This window comes from Mesorhizobium sp. M0052 (assembly GCF_040323255.1).
GTDB lineage: Bacteria > Pseudomonadota > Alphaproteobacteria > Rhizobiales > Rhizobiaceae > Mesorhizobium.
Genome location: NZ_JAMYUS010000021.1, coordinates 25472 through 49044 on the forward strand (window position 1 = coordinate 25472; position 23573 = coordinate 49044).

The 23573-nt window shown below is 64.1% G+C and carries 23 protein-coding genes; 14 read left to right on the forward strand and 9 right to left on the reverse strand.

What is annotated here, in order from left to right; translation table 11 throughout:
* Positions 1 to 35: 35 nt before the first annotated feature.
* The 6 genes from NKJ77_RS24800 to NKJ77_RS24825 all read right to left on the reverse strand — a co-directional run bounded on the left by NKJ77_RS24800 (position 36) and on the right by NKJ77_RS24825 (position 6928).
* Positions 36 to 806, reverse strand: coding sequence for an exodeoxyribonuclease III (locus tag NKJ77_RS24800; protein WP_023831048.1), 771 nt, complete (start codon positions 804 to 806; stop codon positions 36 to 38).
* Positions 807 to 813: 7 nt separating this feature from the next.
* Positions 814 to 1458 carry an alpha/beta hydrolase family protein gene (locus NKJ77_RS24805; protein WP_023730397.1) on the reverse strand — a complete coding sequence of 215 codons (645 nt, stop codon included), beginning with the start codon at positions 1456 to 1458 and terminating at the stop codon, positions 814 to 816.
* Positions 1459 to 1479: 21 nt separating this feature from the next.
* Positions 1480 to 2601: a tetratricopeptide repeat protein gene (locus NKJ77_RS24810; RefSeq protein ID WP_023831050.1), complete on the reverse strand. Its 1122-nt coding sequence runs from the start codon at positions 2599 to 2601 to the stop codon at positions 1480 to 1482.
* A complete protein-coding gene (ku, locus tag NKJ77_RS24815; RefSeq protein ID WP_023685883.1) occupies positions 2598 to 3503 on the reverse strand; it encodes a non-homologous end joining protein Ku in 906 nt (301 codons plus the stop codon). Before ku ends, NKJ77_RS24810 begins: the two co-directional genes overlap by 4 nt.
* 450 nt (positions 3504 to 3953) lie before the next feature.
* The gene (gene ligD, locus NKJ77_RS24820) at positions 3954 to 6446 is read right to left on the reverse strand and encodes a DNA ligase D (protein WP_352535885.1); all 2493 of its coding nucleotides are present in this window, start codon (positions 6444 to 6446) and stop codon (positions 3954 to 3956) included.
* A 257-nt stretch (positions 6447 to 6703) separates the two neighbouring features.
* The gene (locus tag NKJ77_RS24825; protein WP_023689819.1) at positions 6704 to 6928 is read right to left on the reverse strand and encodes a hypothetical protein; all 225 of its coding nucleotides are present in this window, start codon (positions 6926 to 6928) and stop codon (positions 6704 to 6706) included.
* A 45-nt stretch (positions 6929 to 6973) separates the two neighbouring features.
* On the opposite strand from NKJ77_RS24825, the gene NKJ77_RS24830 reads away from it, so the two are divergent.
* The 6 genes from NKJ77_RS24830 (at position 6974) to NKJ77_RS24855 (ending at position 13013) form a co-directional block, all read left to right on the forward strand.
* Positions 6974 to 7330 carry a hypothetical protein gene (locus NKJ77_RS24830; RefSeq protein WP_155923947.1) on the forward strand — a complete coding sequence of 119 codons (357 nt, stop codon included), beginning with the start codon at positions 6974 to 6976 and terminating at the stop codon, positions 7328 to 7330.
* Complete coding sequence (locus tag NKJ77_RS24835) at positions 7327 to 8334, forward strand: aldo/keto reductase (RefSeq protein WP_023743907.1); 1008 nt, start codon at positions 7327 to 7329, stop codon at positions 8332 to 8334. The genes NKJ77_RS24830 and NKJ77_RS24835 overlap by 4 nt, the downstream gene beginning before the upstream one ends.
* Positions 8335 to 8741: 407 nt before the next feature.
* Positions 8742 to 9689, forward strand: coding sequence for a substrate-binding domain-containing protein (locus tag NKJ77_RS24840; RefSeq protein ID WP_023673481.1), 948 nt, complete (start codon positions 8742 to 8744; stop codon positions 9687 to 9689).
* Between the two features lie 171 nt (positions 9690 to 9860).
* On the forward strand, positions 9861 to 11492 hold the full coding sequence (locus NKJ77_RS24845) for a sugar ABC transporter ATP-binding protein (RefSeq protein WP_502902095.1): 1632 nt from the start codon (positions 9861 to 9863) through the stop codon (positions 11490 to 11492).
* Positions 11489 to 12505, forward strand: a complete 1017-nt coding sequence (locus NKJ77_RS24850; protein WP_023685887.1) for an ABC transporter permease — start codon at positions 11489 to 11491, stop codon at positions 12503 to 12505. Before NKJ77_RS24845 ends, NKJ77_RS24850 begins: the two co-directional genes overlap by 4 nt.
* A 10-nt stretch (positions 12506 to 12515) precedes the next feature.
* Complete coding sequence (locus NKJ77_RS24855) at positions 12516 to 13013, forward strand: GNAT family N-acetyltransferase (RefSeq protein WP_023831053.1); 498 nt, start codon at positions 12516 to 12518, stop codon at positions 13011 to 13013.
* Between the two features lie 66 nt (positions 13014 to 13079).
* Here the strand turns inward: NKJ77_RS24855 and NKJ77_RS24860 are convergent, their stop codons facing one another.
* Both NKJ77_RS24860 and NKJ77_RS24865 read right to left on the reverse strand, forming a co-directional pair.
* Positions 13080 to 13313, reverse strand: a complete 234-nt coding sequence (locus NKJ77_RS24860) for a hypothetical protein (protein ID WP_031193476.1) — start codon at positions 13311 to 13313, stop codon at positions 13080 to 13082.
* A 145-nt stretch (positions 13314 to 13458) separates the two neighbouring features.
* Complete coding sequence (locus NKJ77_RS24865; protein ID WP_023703088.1) at positions 13459 to 14088, reverse strand: glutathione S-transferase family protein; 630 nt, start codon at positions 14086 to 14088, stop codon at positions 13459 to 13461.
* A 210-nt stretch (positions 14089 to 14298) separates the two neighbouring features.
* On the opposite strand from NKJ77_RS24865, the gene NKJ77_RS24870 reads away from it, so the two are divergent.
* From NKJ77_RS24870 to NKJ77_RS24900, 7 genes are all read left to right on the forward strand, one after another.
* Complete coding sequence (locus NKJ77_RS24870; protein ID WP_023699147.1) at positions 14299 to 15285, forward strand: tagatose kinase; 987 nt, start codon at positions 14299 to 14301, stop codon at positions 15283 to 15285.
* The gene (locus NKJ77_RS24875) at positions 15282 to 16559 is read left to right on the forward strand and encodes a D-tagatose-bisphosphate aldolase, class II, non-catalytic subunit (protein ID WP_023831054.1); all 1278 of its coding nucleotides are present in this window, start codon (positions 15282 to 15284) and stop codon (positions 16557 to 16559) included. Before NKJ77_RS24870 ends, NKJ77_RS24875 begins: the two co-directional genes overlap by 4 nt.
* A 52-nt stretch (positions 16560 to 16611) precedes the next feature.
* Entirely contained in the window at positions 16612 to 17202 is a 591-nt protein-coding gene (locus tag NKJ77_RS24880) for a DUF922 domain-containing Zn-dependent protease (protein WP_023673473.1), read from the forward strand.
* A 194-nt stretch (positions 17203 to 17396) separates the two neighbouring features.
* The gene (locus NKJ77_RS24885; protein ID WP_023831055.1) at positions 17397 to 18482 is read left to right on the forward strand and encodes an ABC transporter ATP-binding protein; all 1086 of its coding nucleotides are present in this window, start codon (positions 17397 to 17399) and stop codon (positions 18480 to 18482) included.
* Between the two features lie 39 nt (positions 18483 to 18521).
* Complete coding sequence (locus tag NKJ77_RS24890; protein WP_023693796.1) at positions 18522 to 19847, forward strand: ABC transporter substrate-binding protein; 1326 nt, start codon at positions 18522 to 18524, stop codon at positions 19845 to 19847.
* Positions 19848 to 19988: 141 nt separating this feature from the next.
* Positions 19989 to 20888, forward strand: coding sequence for a carbohydrate ABC transporter permease (locus NKJ77_RS24895; RefSeq protein WP_373432851.1), 900 nt, complete (start codon positions 19989 to 19991; stop codon positions 20886 to 20888).
* Position 20889: 1 nt separating this feature from the next.
* Positions 20890 to 21792 carry a carbohydrate ABC transporter permease gene (locus NKJ77_RS24900; protein ID WP_023831057.1) on the forward strand — a complete coding sequence of 301 codons (903 nt, stop codon included), beginning with the start codon at positions 20890 to 20892 and terminating at the stop codon, positions 21790 to 21792.
* A gap of 30 nt (positions 21793 to 21822) precedes the next feature.
* Here NKJ77_RS24900 and NKJ77_RS24905 read toward each other — a convergent pair whose 3' ends face one another.
* A complete protein-coding gene (locus tag NKJ77_RS24905; RefSeq protein ID WP_023705118.1) occupies positions 21823 to 22527 on the reverse strand; it encodes an SDR family oxidoreductase in 705 nt (234 codons plus the stop codon).
* 131 nt (positions 22528 to 22658) lie between these two features.
* On the opposite strand from NKJ77_RS24905, the gene gcvA reads away from it, so the two are divergent.
* Positions 22659 to 23558, forward strand: a complete 900-nt coding sequence (gcvA, locus tag NKJ77_RS24910; protein ID WP_023733984.1) for a transcriptional regulator GcvA — start codon at positions 22659 to 22661, stop codon at positions 23556 to 23558.
* Positions 23559 to 23573 lie beyond the last annotated feature (15 nt).

Consider the following 23573-nt stretch of genomic DNA (forward strand, 5'->3'; position numbering starts at 1 on the left):
CGCCCACGAAAGTGGGCGCGATCACGCAGCCAAATTCACTTCAATTCGGCCCATACCGGCGCGTGGTCGCTGGCGCCGTCCTCACCTCTGACATCGCGGTCGATGCCGGCAGCGGTGAGGCGGCGCGCCAGTTTCTTCGACAGCAAGATGTGGTCGAGCCGCAGCCCGGCATCGCGCGGCCAGCGGTTGCGGCGGTAGTCCCAGAATGTGTAGAGCGTTTCCTTCGGATGCTTCTTGCGCAGCGCATCGGTCCAGCCCTGCTCGAGCAGACGCTGGAACGACGCCCGGCTTTCCGGCTGCACCAGCGCGTTGTCGTCATAGGAGCGGGTGGCGTAGATGTCGCGCGGCTCGGGCACGATGTTGTAGTCGCCGACCAGCGCCACCGGCAGGCCGGTGTCGAAGAGTTCTGCGGCATGCGCCTCCAGCCTTTCATGCCAGGCCAGCTTGTACTGGAATTTCGGGCCCGGCTGCGGGTTGCCATTGGGCGCGTAGAGACAAGCGATGACGATGCCGTTCACGGCCGCCTCGATGTAGCGGCTCTGCTTGTCGGCGGTATCGCCGGGCAGGACGTCACGGGTCAGCACCGGCTTGGACCCGCGCGCGAGTATGGCGACGCCATTCCAGGTCGGTTCGCCCTTCCACACCGCGCCATAGCAGGCCGCCGCAAGCGCCGTGCGCGGAAACTGCGTGTCGCGGGCCTTCAGCTCCTGCAGGCAGACCACATCGGGCTTGGCTGCCGCCAGCCACGCCAGCAGGTTTTGCAGCCGGCTGTTGATGTTGTTGATATTGAAAGTGGCGATTTTCATTTGGCGATCAGGAAACGATCCGCCCTGTCCACGCCTTCACCGTCCCGGCCAGCGTCTTCAAATGATCGGCGGTCGAAAACCCCGACACGCTCTTGCGCGGCTTCAGGTCGTGGTCGCCATCCTCCAGCCAGATCACCTCGATGGCTTTGGAAAGGCCGTAGGTCGCGACCTCTTCTTTCGTGCCGAACTCGTCGCGGGTGCCCTGGAAGATCAGCGTCGGCGTCTTGAGGTCGGCGAGATGTTTTGTCCTGAGTTGCTCGGGCTTGGCCGGCGGATGAAAGGGATAGCCGAGGCAGACGAGGCCCGAAATCTCGCCCTTGGCGAACATCTCGTCGGCGACCATCGAGGCGACGCGCCCGCCCATCGACTTGCCGCCGATGATGAGCGGACCAGCGACGCCCCTCGCCCTCAGATCGGCGATGGCCTTGATGTATTCCGGGTTGACCGTCTCGGCGCGCGGCGGCGGCTTGCGCTGGCCATAGCGTCGCGCCGCCATATAGTGGAATTCGAAGCGCGCGACCTGGAAGCCGGCGGTGGCCAGCGCCTTGGCGGTGGCGGTCATCGAAGGCGAATCCATCGAGGCGCCGGCGCCGTGGGCTAGCAAGATGGTGACCGCGGCGGTTTCGTTACCGTCGAAGAGGAAGGCGGTCATGGGGTGCGCTGCCATTGCGCCTCACCCCGCCGTCCGCGCCAGCTGCAGATCGACGAACTGTATCCCCTTTTGCGCAGTGCGCGCCCATTCGCTGTCAGCATCGAGTTCGAGATAGCGCACCCAGTGGCGGCGGGCTTCGGTCAGATTGCCGGCGTCGAACTCCAGCCGGGCAAGGTTGAACACCGGATCGGCGTAGCTCTTGTCGAGCGCGATGGCCTTGACCAGATGCCGGCGCGCCGAGGCGATCTTGCCTTCGTCGCTCATCAGCCCGGCGAGGTTGAACCAGGCCTCGACGAACGCCGGATCGAGCTTGATCGCTCTTGCATAGTCATGCGCCGCGTCGGCCACGCGACCGGCGCCACGCAAGCAATTGGCGCGGTTGAACGCGGCGATGGCGTCGCTCGGATCGATGCTGAGGCAGCGTTGGTAGAGCGCCGCGGCATCGTCGTGCCGGCCCTCCTCCTCCGCGCTTTTAGCCTCGGCGAACAGGTCCTCCAGCGTGTCGTCGCCGGCTGCACTGCCGAGATCAAACAGCAGCTGGCCGTCGAGTTCGCTCTGGCCACCTTCGAGATAGATCGCACCGGGCCGGCCATGCTGCGAGCCGACATTGAGCGATTTGGCGGGGAGCGAGGCGACCGGACCGGAGCGATGCACGGAGCGCGCGATCGCGCCCCAGGATGCGCCGCCGGCGACCAGCCCGGCATATTTGCGGGCAAGGATCAGATCGCGGAACGAGTAGGGTTCGCCATCATGCTCGAAGGCGTCGAAGAGGCTGAGCAGGTCGAGGTCGGCACCGGACAGTCTAGACTGGTCGACGAGCGACTGCCTGGACAGCGAAGACGCCTCCGGCGCCTTCATCAGACCGAGCAGGCGCAGGAAGCCATTTTCGCTAAGGAGCGTGCGGCCCGCGGCGCGCTCGGCCGCGACGCGGCGTTCGATCTCGGCATCACCGGCTTTCGCCAAGCCGGCCTTGGCAAGCAGCGTGCGCCCGAACACGACATGCGTCGTGCGTCGGGTAACGCCGCGCCGCAATTGGCCGTGCCGGCGCTCGACCTCGCGCGCGGCAAGCCGCAGCGGAAATGCCGCCAGCGCGCCGATGGCGCCGAAGACGGCGCCCGGGATTATACCGGTCGGCGCCGTCACCCCTTGCTCTTGCCGACGGCCTTGAGCAGATTGGCCTTCAACGGGTTTTCCTTGGCCGCACCCGCCTTGCCCTTGGCGGCAGGTTTTTCAGCGTCGTCGGCCTTGCTCTTCGACTTGGCCGGCGGCTTGGCTGATTGCGACAGGCTCGCCTTCAACGCGTCCATGAGATTGATGACATTGCCACGCTCGGGCGCCGCCGCAATGATCGGCTTGTGGCCCTTCAGTTTCTCGCGGATCATCGTCATCAGCGCGATCTCGTAGCGGTCCTCATAATTCTTCGGATCGAAGGTGGTTTCCTTCTGCTTGATCAGCGCTTCGGCCAATTGCAGCATTTCGGGATCGGGCTTGCCGGCAGGGATGTTGCCGAAATATTCAGCCGTGCCGCGCACTTCGTTCGGGTTCCTCAAGGTGCAGACGAACATGCCGTTCTCGCGCGCGCCGATCGTCACCACGCGCTCGCGGCTGGACAGGACAAGGCGGGCGATGGCCAGCTTGCCGGATTTGCGCATGGCCTCGCGCAGCACGGCGAAGGTTTCCTCCGCCATGGCGCCATCCGGCGCCATGTAGTACGGCGCGTCCTGATAGATGACGTCAACCTCGTCTTCGTCGACGAAGGCCTCGATGTTCATCGTGTGATTGGATTCGATGCGCACTGCTTCGAGGTCGGCCTCATCGATGATGATGTACTGCTTGTCCTCGTATTCGTAACCCTTGACCAAGTCCGCGCGCTCGACGAGGCCGAGTTCAGGGTCGACCGGCTTCATGTTGATGCGGTTGTGGGTCTTCTTGTGCAATTGGTTGAACGATATGCGCTCGCTGGTCGTCGTTGCCGGATAGAGCCGAACCGGACAGCTGACGAGGCTGAGCTTGAGGTAACCTTTCCAACTTGCCCTGGGCGCCATGATACTCTCCTACGCGGCCACGCACTGACATTTCAGACTGAGCATGATCTTAACCGAAAACCGGTTCCCACGTTTCGGGATCATGCTTACTGCAGCGCTTCGTCCAAAGGACGAATGGTGCTGCGGAAATCCTACACCGGCCCCAAATATACCGGCAAATTCCTGACGAAACCTTCCAGGTGAGCTGGAGGGCACCGACGGAGGATAATTCAAATTGTCCGCATGGTCGATGGACTTGGGGAAGTAAGTCATGCCGGAGGGACAGCACACCCCCCTCTGTCCTGCCGGACATCTCCCCCGCAAGTGGGGAGATTGGCAGCTTCAACCTTATCGCTCCTCTTGCAAGGTTTGCGATTGGCGAAAGCAGAGGCGACATCCGATCTCCCCCCTTGCGGGGGAGATGTCCGGCAGGACAGAGGGGGGTGTGCCGGATCGCCAACACCTCCCGATCTACTTCCCCGAAAACAACGGCAAATCCCTCGCGAAATGCTCCATGTCCGCCCAGGGGTCGCCCGAGGTCGCCAACAACCCCGGCAGCGAGGAATAGTTCAGATCCTGCGGCGCATCGATCGTCTCAAGGTCGCTCCAGCTCACCGGCGTCGACGCCGGCAGGTTGGTGCGGGCGCGCAGCGAATAAGGCGCCGCGGAGGTGTGGCCGCGCGCGTTGCGGTGGTAGTCGATGAAGATGCGGCGCTTCCGGTTTTCCTTGCCCATTGTGGTGGTGAAAGTGTCGGGCGCCGTGGCCGCCAGATGCGTGGAGATGGCGCTGGTCGCCTGGTGCAGCTTCTTCCAGTTCTGCTTTTGCGTCACCGGCACGGTTATGTGGATGCCGCCGCCGCCGGATGTCTTGGCGAACGGCACCAGGCCGAGCCGTTCCAATTCGCCCTTGATGTGGACGGCGGCCTCGACCACCTCGCGCCAGGCGATGCCCTCACCCGGATCGAGATCGAAAACGATCTGGTCGGGCTTGTCGAGGCTCAAGCGATGCGTGCCCCAGGTGTGGAACTCGACGACGCCGAACTGCGCCAGCGCCAGATAGCCTTTTGCTCCCTCGACCGACAGATAGGATTTGGTTTCACCTTCGGAGTTGGTGGCGTCAAAAGTGACCACAGAGGGCGGCATGCCGGTGAAGGCGTGGCGCTGGAAGAAACAGTCCTTCGGCAGGCCCGTCGGGCAGCGCACCAGCGACACCGGGCGGCCCATAATGTGCGGCAGCATGAAATCGCCGACCAGCGCGTAATAGACGGCGATGTCGAGTTTGGTCGGCCCGGTCTTGCCGAACAGCCGCCGCTCCGGATTGGTCACCCATATGGTGGCGAGATCGGCTTCGGCGATCAGCCGCTTGCGCTTCGGCGACACCGGCGTCGACAGGCCGACATCGCGCAAGCCCCGAAACACACCGTGGCGCAGCGAATTGTCCGCCGTTCGGTTGGCGTAGTGGATGCGGGCCGACAGCATCGGCCGCACCCATTTCATCTCGCGCATGATCTCGCGCGGCACACCCTCGGGTGCTGTCGCGCCGTCGCGCAGCGGCTGCAGCCGGGCCAGCAAGTCGCCCGCCGTCGCGGCATCGAAGCCGGTGCCAACCTTGCCGCGATAGTGCAGTTCACCATCCGCGAATTCAGCCATGCCGATTGCCGCCAGTCCTTCGGCCGCGTCGGAAACGGTGTAGCCGGCGATGATGAAATCGCCGGTCTCCAGCGCCTTGACCTTGGTCCAGGTCTTGGTGCGGCCGCTCTGGTAGATGGCGTTGGCGCGCTTGGAGACGACGCCTTCCAGCCCAAGGATCGAGGCCTGATCGTAAAGCCCCTGCCCGTCGCCTTCGACATGGTCGCTCAGCTGGATGGCGGAGTTGGCGCCCTGCCCGGCTAGCAGTTCGGCGAGCAAGGCCTTGCGTCTTGCGAGCGGCGCCTTGCGGAGGTCCCAGCCGTCGAGATGCAGCAGGTCGAAGGCATAGAAATGGAGCTTGCTGCCCGCACCCGCCGACAGCGCATCCTGCAGCAGCGCGAAACGCGAGATGCCCTTCTCGTCCAGCACCATGATCTCGCCGTCGATGATCGCCTGGCTGAGCGGTAGCCGGGAAAAGGCTTGCGGCAGGTCGCCGTAACGCTTCGTCCAGTCGATGCCGCCGCGGGTGATCAACCTGACCTCGCCATCTCCGACATGCGCCATGGTACGATAGCCGTCGAATTTTATTTCATGCAGCCAGAGTTCACCTGTGTCTTCCACCGGCCCGCCCGGCGGTTTCGGCACCTGCGTGGCGAGCTGCGGCTCGATGCGCGACGGCGGATCGCCCCTGACCGCACCGGACAACGCGCCGGGTTTCAGCGCGCCGGGCTTGGGCGGCAGGCGGGCCGGCTTCCTCGGCGGCGCCACCAGCTCCTCGATCCGCTTGCCGGACTGCACGCTTTCCGGCCGCGCTTCCAGGATGTCGAGGCCGGTATCGGCGGCGAGATCGCGCTCCTTGAACAGCAGCCAGTTTTTCTTCTCGCTGTCTTCGCCGGGCTTGGGCTTCAGACGGGTCAGCATCCAGCCGCCATTCAACTTGTCGCCGGCCAGCCGGAACTTGAAGGCGCCGGTGCGCAGGCTCTTGTCGACATCGTCCATCGGTGCCCAGGTGCCGGTGTCCCAGACGATCATCGGCCCGCCGCCATATTCGCCTTCGGGAATGACGCCCTCGAAGTCGATATATTCGAGCGGATGGTCCTCGGTCTCGACTGCGAGCCGCTTGTCGGCCGGGTTGAGCGAGGGCCCGCGCGGCACCGCCCAGCTTTTCAGCACGCCGCCGACCTGCAGGCGCAAATCGTAATGGTCGGCGGTGGCGTGATGCTTGTGGACGACGAAGCGGTTGCCGTCGCCTGAAATGACCCCGCCCGCCGGTTCCGGCGTCTTCGTAAATTCGCGCTTGGCGCGATAGGCCTTGAGCTTGGGCGGGTTTGGCATGGATCAGGTAGGAGCGGCGCTTTCCCAGCGCCGCATTCCGTCACACCCCCCTCTGTCCTGCCGGACATCTCCCCCGCAAGGAGGGAGATCGGATGTCGCTGATGCTTTCGCCAATCCCCACCGTCGCAAGAGAGGCGCCGTCGATGAAGCTGCCAATCTCCCCCCTTGCGGGGGAGATGTCCGGCAGGACAGAGGGGGGTGCTGTCCCGCCAACATTTCAGATTTCCCAGCACGGTGCGAAGGAACGAAGATCACGCTCAATCGTCAGCAGCCGGCATCAACTCAAGCTCGGCCGGCGACAGCCCCTGCTGCAGCTGGCTCAGCCGGAATTCGTCGACCCAGTAGGCCTCGCCGTCGACCAGCACGCGGGCCGAGTAGACGCCGCCGGAAAAGCTTTGCGCGGTGACGTAGACCTTGTGGCGGTCGAGCGCCTTGCGCACCGCGGCGCGCTTGGAATTCTGGCTGGTGACGGAACTGGCCATGGCTCACTCATACACAAGACCGCAAGACATGGCGGCGGCATAAGGATGCTGGAGATCGGCCGCTCTGTCAATTTTGACCGCCTGCTTCTGGCAGCGCTACGATCCAACGGCAGCAAAAAACCGCTGCGCCTCGGCAGCGGACTTTGCAATGGCGACGACAATATTCGGTTAGTGGTCCGAAGGAATTATGAGCGCGGTGACGCGCGAGAGCTGCTGACGCCGGTTCAGCGTCGGCTTCTCGTAGATCTTCTTCATTGGTATCCCATGGCCCCCAATGGCCGCCGGCAAAGGCGCTTGCGGCTGGGTTTTGTCAAGGGAAGCGCTGTTCTTCCGCCGAACAGCTATGGAAACTGGAGGAGCGGCCGCTATAGTTTTCCTCAGCCCCAAGGAGAACGGCAATGACCCTCAGCACCCGCAAACTCGGCAGCCAGGGGCTGCAGGTCTCGGTGATCGGCCTCGGCTGCATGGGCATGAGCCAGTCCTACGGCCCTGCCGACGAGGCGGAATCGATCGCCACCCTGCACCGAGCCATCGAACTCGGCTGTACCTTCCTCGACACGGCGGAAGTCTACGGCGCTTATGCCAATGAAGAACTGCTCGGGCGGGCGCTGAAGGGCCGGCGCGATGAGGTGACCCTTGCCACCAAATTCGGCTTCCGCATCGAAAACGGCAGACAGGTCGGCACGGAGCGTGACAGCCGGCCCGACCATATCCGCGAGGCGCTGGAGGGCTCGCTGAAGCGGCTCGGCACCGACCATATCGACCTTTACTACCAGCATCGCGTCGATCCGGCCGTGCCGATGGAAGACGTCGCCGGCACGATCGGCCGGCTCGTCGCCGAGGGCAAGGTGCGCTTCTTCGGCCTGTCGGAGGCTGGTGCGGCCAACATCGGCCGCGCACATGCCGTGCATCCGGTCTCGGCGCTGCAGAGCGAGTATTCGCTGTGGGAGCGCAATCTGGAGCCGGAAATCATCCCGCTGCTCAAAAAGCTCGGCATCGGCCTGGTGCCGTTCGCGCCGCTCGGCCGCGGTTTCCTCGCCGGCGATGTCAAGCGCGCCGAGGATTATCCGGAAGGCGATTTTCGGCGCGGCGACCCCCGCTACCAGGGCGCCAACTACGACGCCAATGTCGCGGCAGCGGCTGCGGTGCAAGAGGTGGCCGCGGCCAAAGGGGTAAAGCCCGCACAGATCGCGCTGGCCTGGGTGCTCGGCAAGGGCGACGGCTTCGGCATCGACATCGTGCCGATCCCGGGGACAAAGCGGCGCAAGTATCTGGAGGAAAATGTCGCTGCCGCAGCGATCACGCTCGAAGCCGCCGAGATGGCTGCGCTCGACGCGGCACTCGCGCCGGGCAAGGTCTCAGGGCCGCGCTACAATGAGCGGGTGATGACGACCATCGACAGGTAGAGGCGTCTAAGCTGCCAATCTCCCCCCTCGTGGGGGAGATGCCTGGCAAGGCAGAGGGGGGCGCGAAGGATCGCCCGCATCAAGTATTCTGCGTAGAGGTTAGCTCAAAGATGTAAGTGAAATTGGCCAATGTCGGCGGGACAGCGCCCCCCTCTGTCCTGCCGGACATCTCCCCCACAAGGGGGGAGATTAGCAGTTTCAGCCCCTCGCCTCACCTTGCGTAATCGATTTTCCTTGGCTAGCATCCTCGGGTCGGCGCCGTGCGGAGGAGAACGTTGCGGCGGACCGGCTGGAGCGCCTCGCGTCCCCTCGGGGCGTTCACAGGACACTCCATTTTTGAATTGACGCAAGGACCGTCCCGAGCCGCTCCCGGTTTCGGGCTCCTGCGTTCATGTGGAGGATATCTGATGAACAGACGCGAATTCCTGTTGTCGACCGTGGCGACCGGTGCCATGGCACTGGCCGCGCCCATGGCCTTTGCCGCCGACAAATTGACCATATTGGGCTCGGTGCCCAATCTCGGCTTTCCGTTCTTTGTGCACATGCTGAACGAGATCAAGGCGGAGGCGCAGGCGCAAGGCGTCAATCTGACCGAGAGCGACGGCCAGAACTCGGCGCCGAAGCAGACCGCCGACATCGAGGCCGCACTTGTGCAGAAGGTCAACGCCATCGTGATTTCGCCGCTTGACGTCAACGCGCTGGCGCCGGCGATCGAGGAAGCGGTCAAGGCCGGCGTTCCGGTGGTGACGATCGACCGCCGCGTCGACGGCGTCGAGGGCATTCTGGCCCATGTCGGCGCCGACAACGTCAAGGGTGGCGAAGCCGAGGCGCAGGCCATGGTGGCGGCGTTCCCGAACGGCGCCAAGCTGTTCCATTTGCAGGGCCAGCCGGGTGCCGGGCCCGCGATCGACCGCAACAAAGGCGTCCACAATGTGCTCGATCCGCTCAAGGACAAGTACCAGATCATCTTCGAGCAGACCGCTAATTTCGCCCGCGCCGAAGCGCTGTCGGTGACCGAGGCCGGGCTTGCCGCCAACGGCAAGCCGGACGCCATCATCTGCGCCAATGACGACATGGCGCTCGGCGCGCTCGAAGCCTGTGCCGCGCGCAACTTCACCGACGTCAAGATCTACGGCTTCGACGCGCTGCCGGAAGCGCTGGTCGCCGTGCGCGACGGCAAGCTCGCCGGCACGGTCGAGCAGTTCCCCGGCGAACAGTCGCGCAAGGCGGTGCAGATCGCGGTCGCCTTCGCCAGGGACAAGACCGAGCCGAAGGAGAAGCTGGTGCTGTTGACGCCGATCGTCATCGGCAAGGACAATCTCGACAAGGCGGAGAGGTTGAACGAGACCAAGTGAAAGTAGGGCCCATGACGGGTGGAGGTCGCGCTCTGTCGCGCCCCCCTCTGTCCTGCCGGACATCGCCCTCACTTGGGGGGAGATTGGCCGTCACGTCTGCTTTCGCCAATCGCCAACGTTATAGAAATAGTGCTGCCGGCAAAACTGCTGATCTCCCCCCGTGTGGGGGAGATGTCCGGCAGGACAGAGGGGGGCGCTGTCCCGCTGCCTATCGCAATCCGGGAGCAATGCTTGTCCGCCGTTGAACCCACCGCATCATCGCCCCCGCTCCTTTCCGTCGAAGGCGTGACCAAGCATTTCTCCGGCGTCACCGCACTCAGCGATGTCTCGCTCGAGGTGCGGTCCGGCGAGATCCTCGGCCTGCTCGGCGAGAACGGCGCCGGCAAGTCGACGCTGCTGAAAATCCTGTCCGGCGTGATGCCGCCGTCAAGCGGCCGCATCGTCTTCGACGGCGCCGACTACGCGCCGTCCAGTCCGCAGGATGCGAAGCGGCATGGGATCGTCACCATCTATCAGGAACTGAGCCTGATCCCGACGCTGACGGTTGCGGAAAACATTTTCATCGGCCGCGCGCCGCTCGGGCCGCTCGGGCTGGTCAGCTGGCGCAGGATGGAGGACGCCTCGCGCGCGATCATCGCCCGCGTCGGTCTCGACATCGATCCGGCGACGCCGGTGTCCTCGCTGTCGGTAGCCGAACAGCAGCTGGTCGAAATCGCCCGCGCTCTGTCGCTGGAAAGCCGCCTGATCATCATGGACGAGCCGACCTCGGCGCTGACCGAGACCGAGGTGCAGAAACTGATGTCGATCATGGACAGGCTGCGCAAGGACGGTGTCGCCATCATGTTCGTCACCCACCGGCTGGAGGAAGCGTCCGCCATTTGCGACCGCATGACCGTGCTGCGGGACGGCAGGCTGGCCGGTCATCTCGACCGTGACGGCCAGCCGATCCAGATCCCGAAGATCATCGAGAAGATGGTCGGCCGCGCCGCCTCCGAGCTCTACGCGCGGCCGACGCAGCGCGATGTCGCCGGCGAGGTCAGGCTCTCGGTGCGCGGGCTGCGGACGGTACGCGACCCGTTGGCGCCGCATGCCATCGTACTCGAAGGCGTCAACCTCGATCTGAAGGCCGGCGAAATCCTCGGCGTTGCCGGCCTCGTCGGTTCCGGCCGCACCGAGCTTGCCCGCGCCATTTTCGGCGCCGACCGCATCGCCGCCGGCACGATTGCGCTCGACGGTAAGCCGATCGCCCCGGCCTCCCCCGCAGACGCCATCAAACTCGGCATCGGGCTGGTGCCGGAAGACCGCAAGCACCAGGCGATCTTTGCAGCACTGGGCATTCTCAACAATTTCTCGATCGCCTCGCTCGGCCGCTACAGCAATGGGGCCGGCTTCATGGCCGAACGGCGCGAGCGCGAGGCGCTGGCCGGCTATCGCAAGGCACTGTCGATCCGCATGGCCTCGCCCGACCAGGCGATCGAGGGCCTGTCCGGCGGCAACCAGCAAAAAGTCATCCTGGCCCGCTGGCTGGCGCGCGACCCGAAAGTACTGATCGTCGACGAGCCGACGCGCGGCGTCGATGTCGGCGCCAAGGCCGAAGTGCACCAAATCCTGGTCCAGTTGGCTGCGCGCGGCATCGCCATCATGATGATCTCGTCGGAACTGCCGGAAGTGCTGGCGGTGTCGGATCGCATCGTCACCATGCGGCGCGGCCGTATCACCGGCGAAATGCCGGGCATCGAAGCGACCGAGGAAAAACTGATGGAACTGATGGCGCTCGACCGCAAGCAGGACGCAATGCAATGACCAGCACCACCGAACAGACCCAGCGCAGCGGCATCAACATCGCGCGGCTTCTGATGAGTTTTGGGCCGCTGATGTTCCTGGCGGTGTTGATCGTCATCTTCACCGTGCTGAAGCCGAGCTTCATCGATCCAATCAACCTGTTCAACATTTTGAGGCAGATCTCGATCACCGGGCTGATCGCGCTTGGCATGACTTTCGTCATCCTCACTGCCGGCATCGACCTGTCGGTCGGCTCGCTGCTCGCCTTCTGCGGCATGGTGGCGGCGGTGGTGGCCAAGGGCGGCACCGCCAACACGCTGTCGCTGTCGACCACGGGCACGCAAGGATATGGCTGGTTCGCCGCCTTGCTTGCCGCCGTCATCGTCGGGGCGCTGGCCGGCGGCGTCCAGGGCTTTGCCATCACCCGGCTGAAAGTGCCGCCCTTCGTCGTCACGCTGGGTGGGCTCACCGTGTTTCGCGGCCTGACGCTGACCATCTCCAATGGCGGACCGATCTCCGGTTTCGACGCCTCGATGCGCTGGTTCGGCACCGGGCTCATCGGACCGGTGCCGGTGCCCGCGATCATCTTCGCGGCGGCCGCCATCCTGTGCCACATCGTGCTGCGCTATACGCGCTATGGCCGTGCCGTCTATGCCGTCGGCGGCAATGCCGAGGCCGCACGCCTGTCGGGCCTGCGCGTCGACCGCATTCTGATCTCGGTCTATGTCATCGTCGGCTTCTTCGCCGGGCTGGCGGCCTTCGTTTTGTCAGCACGGCTCAACTCCTCCGAAGCCGTAGCCGGCATCGGCTACGAACTTACGGTGATTTCCGCCGTGGTCATCGGCGGTACCTCGCTATTCGGCGGCATCGGCTCGGTCGGCGGCACGGTGGTGGGCGCAGCGCTGATCGGCGTGCTGCAAAACGGGCTGCAGTTCAACAATGTCTCGTCCTACACACAAAGCATCGTCATCGGCCTGATCCTGATCCTGGCCGTGGCCTTCGATCGTTGGCTGAAGTCGCGGGTAAGGCGGTAAGGGATCGGCCATGGTTCAGATCAGGGCGATGGCAGAGAACGATGTAGCGTCGGTATCGCGGCTGCTGGGAGAGTCTTGGCGGCGCACCTATTCGTCGATCCTGGGACCTGAAAATACCGCGCGGCTCTCGGACGACAAGCATGCGCCCGAGCGGCTGGCAGAGGAACTTGGGGACGACAACAAGATGTCGTTCGTGGCCGAACGGCCGGACGGTTCGATCGCCGGCTACGCGATGGCGGCGATGGACGATCGTGGCGATGTCCTGCTCGACCGGCTGCACATCGACAAGACAGAGTTCGGCAGCGGGCTCGCCACCGACCTGCTGCACGCGGTGCTTGTCGCGCATGCCGGCATCCCCAGCATTGCGCTGGAAGTGATCGAGGGCAACGACCGGGCGATCGCCTTCTATCGCAAGCACGGTTTCGAAGTGGTCGAGCGCCGCCCGGCCGCGCACGGCGTTGGCGGCCACGCCTCGCTGATCATGCGCCGGCTGCTGTCGAGGGCGTAAGGGGAGGGAATAGGCCGTAGGGAATAGGGAATAAGGTGGCGCAGACCGATACCCTACGCCTACAGCCTACTGCGCCGCCGCTTGCCGGCCGTCCTCGTCGTCCGGCATATCGAGAATTTCGATCAGCCGCGCCACCTTCGTTCCCGGCAAGGGGCGGCCCTCGTTGACCAGCGCCTCGTCGGCACCGAGCCAGGCGAACGCCTCGCGCAGTTCTTGAAGGGTGGCGCCGGTCAGCGCGATGTCGGCTATGACCGCCTCGTCTACCGGCCCCAACACCGAAATGATGTCGTCGCGTGTCATGGTCACCTCCATGCTAAGTGCCGGCAGGTCGTCGAGTTGACGCCGGGATCCGGCCATCCAGTCAACGGATTGCGAGCGAAAGCCGCCGACAAAGCAGAATCTGGGTCTTCTTTTCGACTAAGCAAGGTGAACGCGCCTTTTGCCTTCAAGCAGCCGAATGCCGATCGATGCTGTAGAGATGCACGGGATAGCCGGGACCGATGGCGTCGCGTACCCGGCCCGTCCAGGCACGAACCGCCGGATAAGCCGCCAGCGCAAAGCCGCAATCTTCGGCACGGTGGCCGTAGGCATAGACAGCAATGTCGGCGATGGTGAGCATGTCGCCGACAAGGAACGGCGTGTCGTTCAGGCTGCGCTCCAGCGCTGCCAGCGTGCGGGCGCCGGCTTCGCGCTTGGCCGGAAGCGTCGCCTGGTTGCGCTCCAGCCTTCCGGCCAGCGTCCAGAAGCGCAGGGAGCCGATGACCGGCTCGACATGGTACTGTTCGAAGAACAGCCATTGCATAACTTTCGCGCTGACATAGCGATCCGCCGGCAGCAAGGGCGTGCCTTCGGCGAGATAAATGAGGATCGCATTCGATTCGGCGATCGCACGGCCATCCTCGAGTTCGAGCACAGGAACGGCGCCGGCCGGGTTGAGCTTCAGGAAGGCGTCGGTGTGGCTCTCGCCCTCGAAAATCGACACCAGGCGGCTTTCATAGGGAATGTTGAGCAGGCCGAGCACGACCCTCGCCTTCCAACCGTTTTGCGACGGCAAATAATCATGAAGCGTGAGCATGGCTGTCCTTTCGCTGCGGTCGACGCCTGATTTGCACGGTGCCACGATACCAGCCACCCGAATCCTGCAATGTGTACGCGCGGAAACAGATAAACTATACGCATGTAGAGTTTTATTGACTTCGCTGTATGTGCGATTTACCCGATAAACACTTGCGTCGGATAACTGCGCGGGCAAGCAATCAGTTTGCGTGTGAGAGGAATCGCAAGCATGAGCCTTTCGCGCCGAAGCGAGATCGCCGCCGAGGCCGTGGGGCCAACGATTGTCGCCGGCGAAATCCTGGTCGAGATCATGGCGACGGAACGGGGTTTCGGCTTCCTCGAGCCGCAATCGCTTGTCGGGCCATTCCCCAGCGGTGCGCCGGCGATCTTCATCGATCAGGTCGCCCGGCTGGGAGGCGGCGCCGGCATTATCGGCTGCGTCGGCCGCGACGATTTCGGCACGCTCAACCTGGACAGGCTGGAGCGCGACGGCGTCGACGTCTCAGCCGTCGATATCAGCGACCGCTTCCCGACGGGATGCGCCTTCGTGCGCTACCGGCCCGATGGTATCAGGGACTTCGTCTACAACATCGCCGAATCCGCCGCCGGGCAGATCCACCTGACCACTGCTGCGCGCCTGCTGGCGGACAGGGCCGGCCATCTGCATATCATGGGATCGACGCTGTCGGTGGCAGGGCTGAAGGAGATCGTCAGCTACGCAGTGCAGGCGGTTCGTGCCCGCGGCGGCTCGACCTCATTCGACCCGAATGTGCGCAAGGAGCTGATCGACGGCTCCGACGGCGCACTGTTTTCCGCACTCATCGACGATGCCGACCTGCTGCTGCCGTCCGGCGACGAATTGCTCGCTACGGCGGGCGTCGATGACGAGCACCGGGCGGTGGCGGCGCTGTTTGCCAGGGGCGTCGGCGAGATCGTGCTGAAGCGCGGTGCTGACGGCTCTTCCTGGTTCGGCGCCGACGGCGCCAGGATCGACTGCGCCGGTTTTCAGGTCGAGGAAGTCGACCCCACGGGCGCCGGCGATTGTTTCGGCGCCACCTACCTGACCTGCCGCCGCCAGGGGATGGAGCCCGGCAAGGCGCTGCTTTATGCCAATGCCGCCGGCGCCCGCAACGTCACCCGGCGCGGCCCGATGGAGGGCGTCACCAGCTTCGACGGACTCGATCAATTCATCAAGGGAACAGCGAGACGGACATGAGCGCCAACCCGCTTGCAGGCCTCGCCAGCGCGCGCAAAAACGGCTCGCCCTACGGCATCACCTCGATCTGCTCCGCGCATCCGCTGGTGATCCAGACGGCGATCAGGCGCGCCGTTGCCGACAGGGAGAAAAACCTGCTGATTGAGGCAACCTGCAATCAGGTCAACCAGTTCGGCGGCTATACCGGAATGACCCCGGCGCTGTTCGTCGCCTTCGTGCTGGAGATAGCCTGCCGCGAGGGGCTGGAAGCCTCACGTATCATCTTCGGCGGCGACCATCTGGGACCGAACCCGTGGCGCGCAGAGCCGGCGGCGCAGGCGATGGACAAGGCCGAGGCCATGGTCGGCGCCTATATCGCGGCCGGCTTCACCAAGATCCATCTCGACGCATCGATGGGCTGCGCCGGCGAGCCGGCGGCGCTTGACGACGAGACCATCGCCACCCGGGCGGCGCGGCTGGCAAAGGCGGCCGAAACGGGCGCGCACGCCGCAGGCAGCACCTTGCCGGTCTACATCATCGGCACCGAAGTTCCCGCCCCCGGCGGCGTCGACCATGCGATCAGCGAGTTGAAGCCGACCGAGGCGGCGGCGGCGCGGCGCACGATCGAGGTTCACCGGGAGATCTTTGCCCGCGAAGGCCTGACCGAGGCGTTCGGCCGCGTCATGGCCGTGGTGGTGCAGCCGGGCGTGGAATTCGGCAGCCAGAATGTCGTCGCCTACGCGCCCGAAAAATCCAAGGGCCTGACCGGCTTGCTCGATGAGCAGCCGTCGCTCGTCTACGAGGCGCATTCGACCGACTACCAGACCCGTGCGGCTTTGACCGCGCTGGTCGCAAACGGCTTTCCTATCCTCAAGGTCGGCCCCGGCCTGACCTTCGTCTTGCGCGAGGCGCTTTACGGGCTCGACCTGATCGCCTCCGAAATGGCCAGGGACTATGGCGACCGGTCGCTCGCCCGGACCATGGAAAGCGCGATGCTGGCAGCCCCCGGCCATTGGCACAGCCACTATCATGGCAATGAAGCAGAGCTATATGTGCAGCGGCATTACAGCTACAGCGACCGCATCCGCTATTATTGGAGCAACCCCACCGCTGTCGCGGCCGTCGAGCGCCTGCGCAAGGCGCTGGACGACGTTGCCATTCCCGAAACGCTGATGCGGCAATTCCTGCCGGCGCTGCCGGCCGAACTCGGGCCGGCGGGCAATCCCGAGGCTATCCTTCTCGAAGCTGTCGATCAGGTGCTGGCCGACTATGACGCGGCCTGCCGTGGGACCTGAGTGCATTGCGCCGGGTTGATCTTTGCCTCAGCCCAGTGTCTCTGACGTTTCCATGAAACCAGCCATGTTCTTTCTCCTGTTCGCGGCCTCCCTGCTGGCGTCGCCGGCACGCGCCGACTGGAAGCCGGTCGAAAAGGTCGAGACCTACGCCATCGCAGGGCGGACCGGCCCGGAACTCTATGCCGCGATCGGCGAAGCCGGCCCCTTGCTCGGCAAGGGTCGGGTCATTGCGCACACCAATTTCAAGCTGACCTGGACCAGGGACTACAGGCCGCAAGGCGACGCTTGCGTGCTCAAATCGGCGCGCCCGAAACTGATCATCACCTACACCTTGCCGAAGCCGGCCGAACCGTTGCCGGCTTCCGTCCAGAAGAACTGGACGGTGTTCATCGCCGGGCTCGCCGCCCACGAGAGAGTGCATGGCGCAGCCATCGCCGAGATGGTGCGCAAGATCGAGGCGGTGAGCGTCGGCCTGACCGTTACTGATGACCCCGCCTGCAGCAAGATCAGAACCGAGCTGACGAGGCAACTCGCCCAGATCTCGCTGGCTCAGCGGCAGGCGAGCCGCGACTTCGACCGGGTCGAATTCGGCCCCGGCGGAAACCTGCAGAAGCTGGTGCTGGCTTTTGTGAATGGGGGGTAGTTTGCCGGCGAACCGGTCATTGCCCCGGTGTTCCGAATGACAAGAGCACCGGCCGCATGGCCGCTTTACAGGCAGGCTTGGTAGCGCTACCGTCTGATCGTCACGCGACCTGTTGGGGGAATGGGAGACGGTCGCGAGGCGGGAGAGGAGCGGTTTCCTTCGGGGCGTCGCAAGAAGCATTCGGGAGGAGATCGATGGCGTCTGTCGCGATCGGCGATGTTTACAAATCGTTCGGGACCGTCGAGGTCCTGCATGGCGTCAGTGTGGATATCGACGACGGCGAATTCGTCACGCTGGTCGGCCCGTCGGGTTGCGGAAAATCGACCCTTCTCAGGATGATCGCCGGCCTGGAAAAGATTTCTCGGGGCGAGATCGCGATCGGGGATCGGGTCGTCAACAACGTTGCGCCGAAAGAGCGCGACGTTGCCATGGTGTTCCAGAACTACGCGCTCTACCCGCACATGACGGTCGCCGAGAACATGGCGTTCTCGCTCATGCTCAAAGGTGTTTCGAAGGCCGATTGCGCTACCAGCATTCAGCGCGCCGCCGAAATCCTCGGGCTGGTGCCATTGCTGACGCGATATCCGCGCCAGCTTTCCGGCGGCCAGCGCCAGCGCGTCGCCATGGGCCGGGCGATCGTGCGCGATCCACAGGTTTTCCTGTTCGACGAACCGCTCTCCAATCTCGACGCCAAGCTCAGGGTGCAGATGCGCGCCGAGATCAAGGAACTGCACCAGCGGCTCAAGACGACCACAGTCTATGTCACCCACGACCAGATCGAGGCCATGACCATGGCCGACAAGATCGTCGTCATGCATGACGGCATCGTCGAACAGATCGGACCGCCGCTGGAGCTCTACGACAGGCCAAACAATCTCTTCGTCGCCAGTTTCATCGGCTCGCCCGCCATGAACCTGATCAAGGGCGAGATCGTCACCGACGGGTCTCCGTCCTTTCGCGGCGCCGGGGGAATTTCCGTGCCGCTGGCCGGCGCGCCGGCCGTTGGCAACGGTCATCCGGTGGTGCTGGGAATACGGCCCGAGCATTTGCGGCTATCGTCAGACCAAGGCATTCCAGTCACCGTCGCGGTGGTCGAGCCGACCGGGTCGGAAGTGCAGATCAGCGGCCGCACCGCCGGCGGCGACGAGATCGTCGCCAATTTCCGCGAACGCCATGCCTTAACACCGGGCGAATCCATACGGCTCTCTGCCGCGCCTGGCCTGATTCATCTCTTTGACGGCAAGACCGGAACACGATTTGAAACGCGTAACGGATGGTAAGGACCGCATAGCAAGGAAGATAAACCGGAGGAGACGACCATGAAATTCACGAGACGCGATGTAATCCGCACGACCGCAGGTGCCGCAGCGGGAGCTCTGGGAAGCCGGTTCGTCGGCTCGCCGGCTTTTGCCCAGGAGGGCTTGAAATACAAGCCCGAGGAAGGCGCAAAGCTGCGGCTGCTGCGCTGGTCGCCCTTCGTCAAGGGCGATGAGGATCAATGGCTGGCCAACACCAAGCGCTTCACCGAGGCGACAGGTGTCGAGGTTCGTGTCGACAAGGAAAGCTGGGAGGACATTCGCCCCAAGGCAGCGGTCGCCGCCAATGTCGGTTCCGGCCCGGACCTCATGTTCGTCTGGTTCGACGACCCGCATCAATATCCCGACAAGCTGCACGACGTGACCGAGCTCGGCGAGTATCTGGGCTCGAAATATGGCGGCTGGCACGACGGACCAAAGCAATATGCGACGCGGGACGGCAAGTTCGTCGGCCTGCCGCTGGCCACGATCGGCAATGCCATCGTCTATCGCGAAAGCTGGGTGAAGGAGGCCGGCTTCTCCGAATTTCCGAAGGATACGGCAGGCTTCCTCGAGCTTTGCAAGGCGTTGCAGGCGAAGGGACATCCGGCCGGCTTCACGCACGGCCACGGCGTCGGCGACGGCAACAATTACGCGCACTGGCTGCTGTGGAGCCATGGCGGCCAGATGGTCGACGAGAGCGGCAAGGTGGCGATCAACAGCCCCGAGACGCTAAAGGCGATCGGATACGCGCAGGAACTCTACAAGACCTTCATTCCCGGGACCGAAAGCTGGCTGGACGTCAATAACAACCGCGCCTTCCTGGCCGGCGAACTCGGCGTCATCGCCAACGGCATTTCCGCCTACAATACGGCCAAGATCAACAAGGACAACGATCCGAAGCTGGCTGAGATCGCCAAGGACATCCGCACCACCAACCTGCCGATCGGTCCCGTCGGGAAATCGGTCGAACTGTTCCAGGTGACCACCGCCGTCATCTTCAACTACACGCCCTACCCCAATGCGGCCAAGGCCTATCTGCAGTTCATGTTCGAGGATCCGCAGATGACCGACTGGATCACCTCCTCGGCGGGCTATTGCTGCCAGACGCTGAAGGCCTTCGACAACAATCCAGTGTGGACGGCCGACCCGAACAATGCCGCCTATGCCAAGGCCTCGGCGACGCTGCGCCCCAACGGCTATGCCGGGCCGCTCGGCTATGCCTCGGCGGCGACCATGGCCGACTATGTCCTGGTCGACATGTTTGCCAAGGCGGTGACCGGCCAGGCGACGCCGCAGGAGGCGATGGAGGAGGCGGAGAAGCGCGCCAACCGCTACTACCGCGTTTGATCACGGCACCGCCGGGCAGCGTCTAGTGCGCTGCCCGGCCCGTCGCACAATCCCATGGCGGCCGTTGACGCCGTGACCTGATTCCCCGATGAGGAGCCCTCCATGGCCGTGCCGTCCGTTGCCGCCCAGCCGCGTCCGTCGATGCTTTCGCGGATCTCCGAAAGCCGCAACGCGCTGGGCTTCGGCTTCATGCTGCCGGCGGCGGCGCTGCTGCTGGTCTTCCTGACCTATCCGCTCGGGCTGGGCGTCTGGCTCGGCTTCACCGATGCCCGGATCGGCCGCCCCGGCATCTTCATCGGCGTCGAGAATTATCAGTACCTTTGGAATGACAACGTCTTCTGGCTCTCCGTCTTCAACACGCTGCTCTACACGGTCAGCGCCTCGATTCTGAAGTTCGTGCTCGGCCTGTGGCTGGCGCTCATCCTCAATGAAAACCTGCCGTTCAAATCGTTCTTCCGCGCGATAGTCCTGCTGCCCTGGGTGGTGCCCACTGTACTGTCAGCCATCGCCTTCTGGTGGATCTACGATTCGCAGTTCTCCATCCTGTCCTGGGCGCTGCAGCAAATGGGCCTGATCGACCACCGCATCAACTTCCTCGGCGATCCGGAGAATGCGCGCGCTTCGGTTATCGCCGCCAACGTCTGGCGCGGCATTCCTTTCGTCGCCATCACGCTGCTCGCCGGCCTGCAGACCATTCCGCAGTCGCTCTACGAGGCGGCCACGCTCGACGGCGCCAGTCGCTGGCAGTTGTTTCGCTATGTGACGCTGCCGCTGCTGACGCCGATCATCGCCATCACCATGACCTTCTCGGTGCTTTTCACCTTCACCGATTTCCAGCTGATCTACGTGCTGACCCGCGGCGGACCGGTGAATGCCACGCATCTGATGGCGACATTGTCTTTCCAGCGCGGCATTTCCGGCGGCCAGCTTGGCGAAGGCGCGGCCATCGCGGTGGCCATGATCCCGTTCCTGCTGGCGGCGATCCTGTTCAGCTATTTCGGCCTGCAACGCCGCAAATGGCAACAAGGCGGCGGAGACTGACATGGTCAAGACGGCCGCGACAAGGAAGGCGAAACGTGGGGATATCGACGAAGGCGGCATGGGCTACCTGCAGAGCCTGCCGCGCCGCGTGGTGACGGTCTATCTGCCGCTGCTGGTGTTCGTCTTCGTGCTTTTGTTTCCGTTTTACTGGATGACGATCACGGCGGTTAAACCCAATCTCGAAATGACCGACTATGCGCAGTTCAATCCGTTCTGGGTGGTGCATCCGACATTGGAGCACATCCGCTATCTCCTGTTCGAGACCTCCTATCCGGGCTGGCTGCTCAACACGATCATCATCTCGACCGCCGCTACGTTCCTGTCGCTGCTGGCGTCGGTGTTCGCCGCCTATGCGATCGAGCGGTTGCGCTTTTCCGGGGCGCGGCAGGTCGGCCTCGGCATCTTCCTCGCCTATCTGGTGCCGCCCTCGATCCTGTTCATTCCGCTGTCGGTGATGGTGTTCAACCTCAGGCTCTACGACACGCCCTTCGCGCTCATCCTTACCTATCCGACCTTCCTGGTGCCGTTCTGCACGTGGCTGTTGATGGGTTACTTCCGCTCCATCCCGTTCGAACTGGAAGAATGCGCGCTGATAGACGGAGCGAGCCGGTGGCAGATCCTCACCAAGATCGTGCTGCCGCTGTCGGTGCCCGGCCTGATCTCCGCCGGCATATTCGCCTTCACCCTGTCATGGAACGAGTTCATCTACGCGCTGACATTCATCCAGTCCTCGGAAAACAAGACCGTGCCGGTGGGTGTGCTGACCGAGTTGGTGCGCTCCGACGTCTACGAATGGGGGGCGCTGATGGCGGGAGCGCTGATCGGCTCGCTGCCGGTGGTGGTGCTCTATTCGTTCTTCGTCGAGCACTATGTCTCGTCGATGACCGGCGCGGTGAAGGAGTGACGCGCCGGCTCACGCGAGGCGACCGCGCGGTCAGATCGCGCCGATGATGCCGCCGTCGACGCGGATGTTCTGGCCGGTGATGTAGCCCGCACCTTCGGAAGCGAGGAAGGCGATGGTCGCGGCAATTTCCTCCGAGGTGCCGTAGCGCTGCATCGGCACGCTGTCGCGGCGCTCCTCGGTGGCCGGCAGGCTGTCGATCCAGCCGGGCAGCACATTGTTCATGCGCACATTGTCGGCGGCGTAGGTGTTGGCGAAGATCTTGGTGTAGGCGGCAAGACCGGCGCGGAACACGGCGGATGTCGGGAACATCGGGCTCGGCTCGACCACCCAGGCGGTCGAGATGTTGATGATGGCGCCGGCCCTCTGCTTGACCATCTGCGGCGCCACGATGCGCACCGGCCGGATGACGTTCATCAGATAGACGTCGAGACCGGTGTGCCACTGCTCGTCGGTGATTTCGAGGATCGGCGCGCGTGGCCCGTGGCCGCCGCTGTTGACCAGCACGTCGATGCGGCCGTAGCGCTCGAGCGTGAGGTCGGCGAGCCGCTGCAGATCGTCATTCGACTGGTTGGAGCCGGTGACGCCGAGGCCACCAAGCTCTTTCGCCAAGGCCTCGCCCTTACCTGAGGACGACAGGATCGCGACCTTGAACCCGTCCGCCGCCAGCCGCTTGGCCGCCGCCGCACCCATGCCGCTGCCACCGGCGACGACCACTGCCACTTTTTCTACATTCATCTTGATTTTCCTTCGCACGGGTTGGCGGGACTCTGAAGCCCATGTTTCCGACCTTCGAGCAATGCTATAAACGGTGTTGCCATCTGGTTCGAACCAGAAAGCCTGAAATCAAGCTGTAGAAAAACTCCTGCATGCCTGAAGCCTTCCTGAGCCTGCCACCATTGAATGCGCTGCGTGCCTTCGAAGCCGCCGCGCGTCATCTCAACTTCCGCATCGCCGCCGAAGAGCTGAACGTGACGCAAGGGGCGGTGGCGCAGCATATACGCGGGCTGGAGGCCGATCTCGGCACAAAACTCTTCGACCGGCTGCCGCGCGGCCTGGCGCTGACCGATGAGGGCCGCGCCTATATGCCCAACATCCGCCGCGCCTTCGAGCTGATCTCGGAGGCCACCTTGCTGCTGCGGCCCGAACCGGCGCGGCTGACGATCAGCGTCACGCCGAGCTTTGCCACCAAATGGCTGATCCCCAAACTGCCGGAGTTCGTCGCCCACAACCCGCTGGTCGATTTGCGAATCCTGGCCAGCGAAAGCCTGTCGAGTTTTCAGGCCGACGGCGTCGACATTGCGGTCAGGCAAGGCCGCCTGCCCTTCGGCGCCGGCCTGATGGTGGATCTTTTGTTTCCACAGCAGATCGTCGCCATCTGCAGCCCTGCCCTGCTGCCGACCGGCGCGAACGAGATCGCGCCGACCGACATCCAGCACCACGTCCTGCTGCACGACGCGCACAATCTATGGCCGGAATTCATGGAAAAGGCGCTCGGCCTGAGGATGGCCGCCGAGGCCAAACGCATGCGCTTCAACCAGACAGGCCTCGCGATCGACGCCGCCATTGCCGGCCAGGGCATCGCGCTGGCCAGCCGGTTTCTCGTATCCGCCGACATTGCCGCCGGCCGGCTGGTGCAGCCGATCAACGCGGAGATGCGTGGGACGCACGATTTCTATGTCGTGATGCCGCGCAAGCAACGGCACCCAGAACCGACGCAAGCCGTGCGGCGATGGCTGCTGGATGAGGGCGATGCGGCGCGGCTGTGATGGATAGCCGATCTC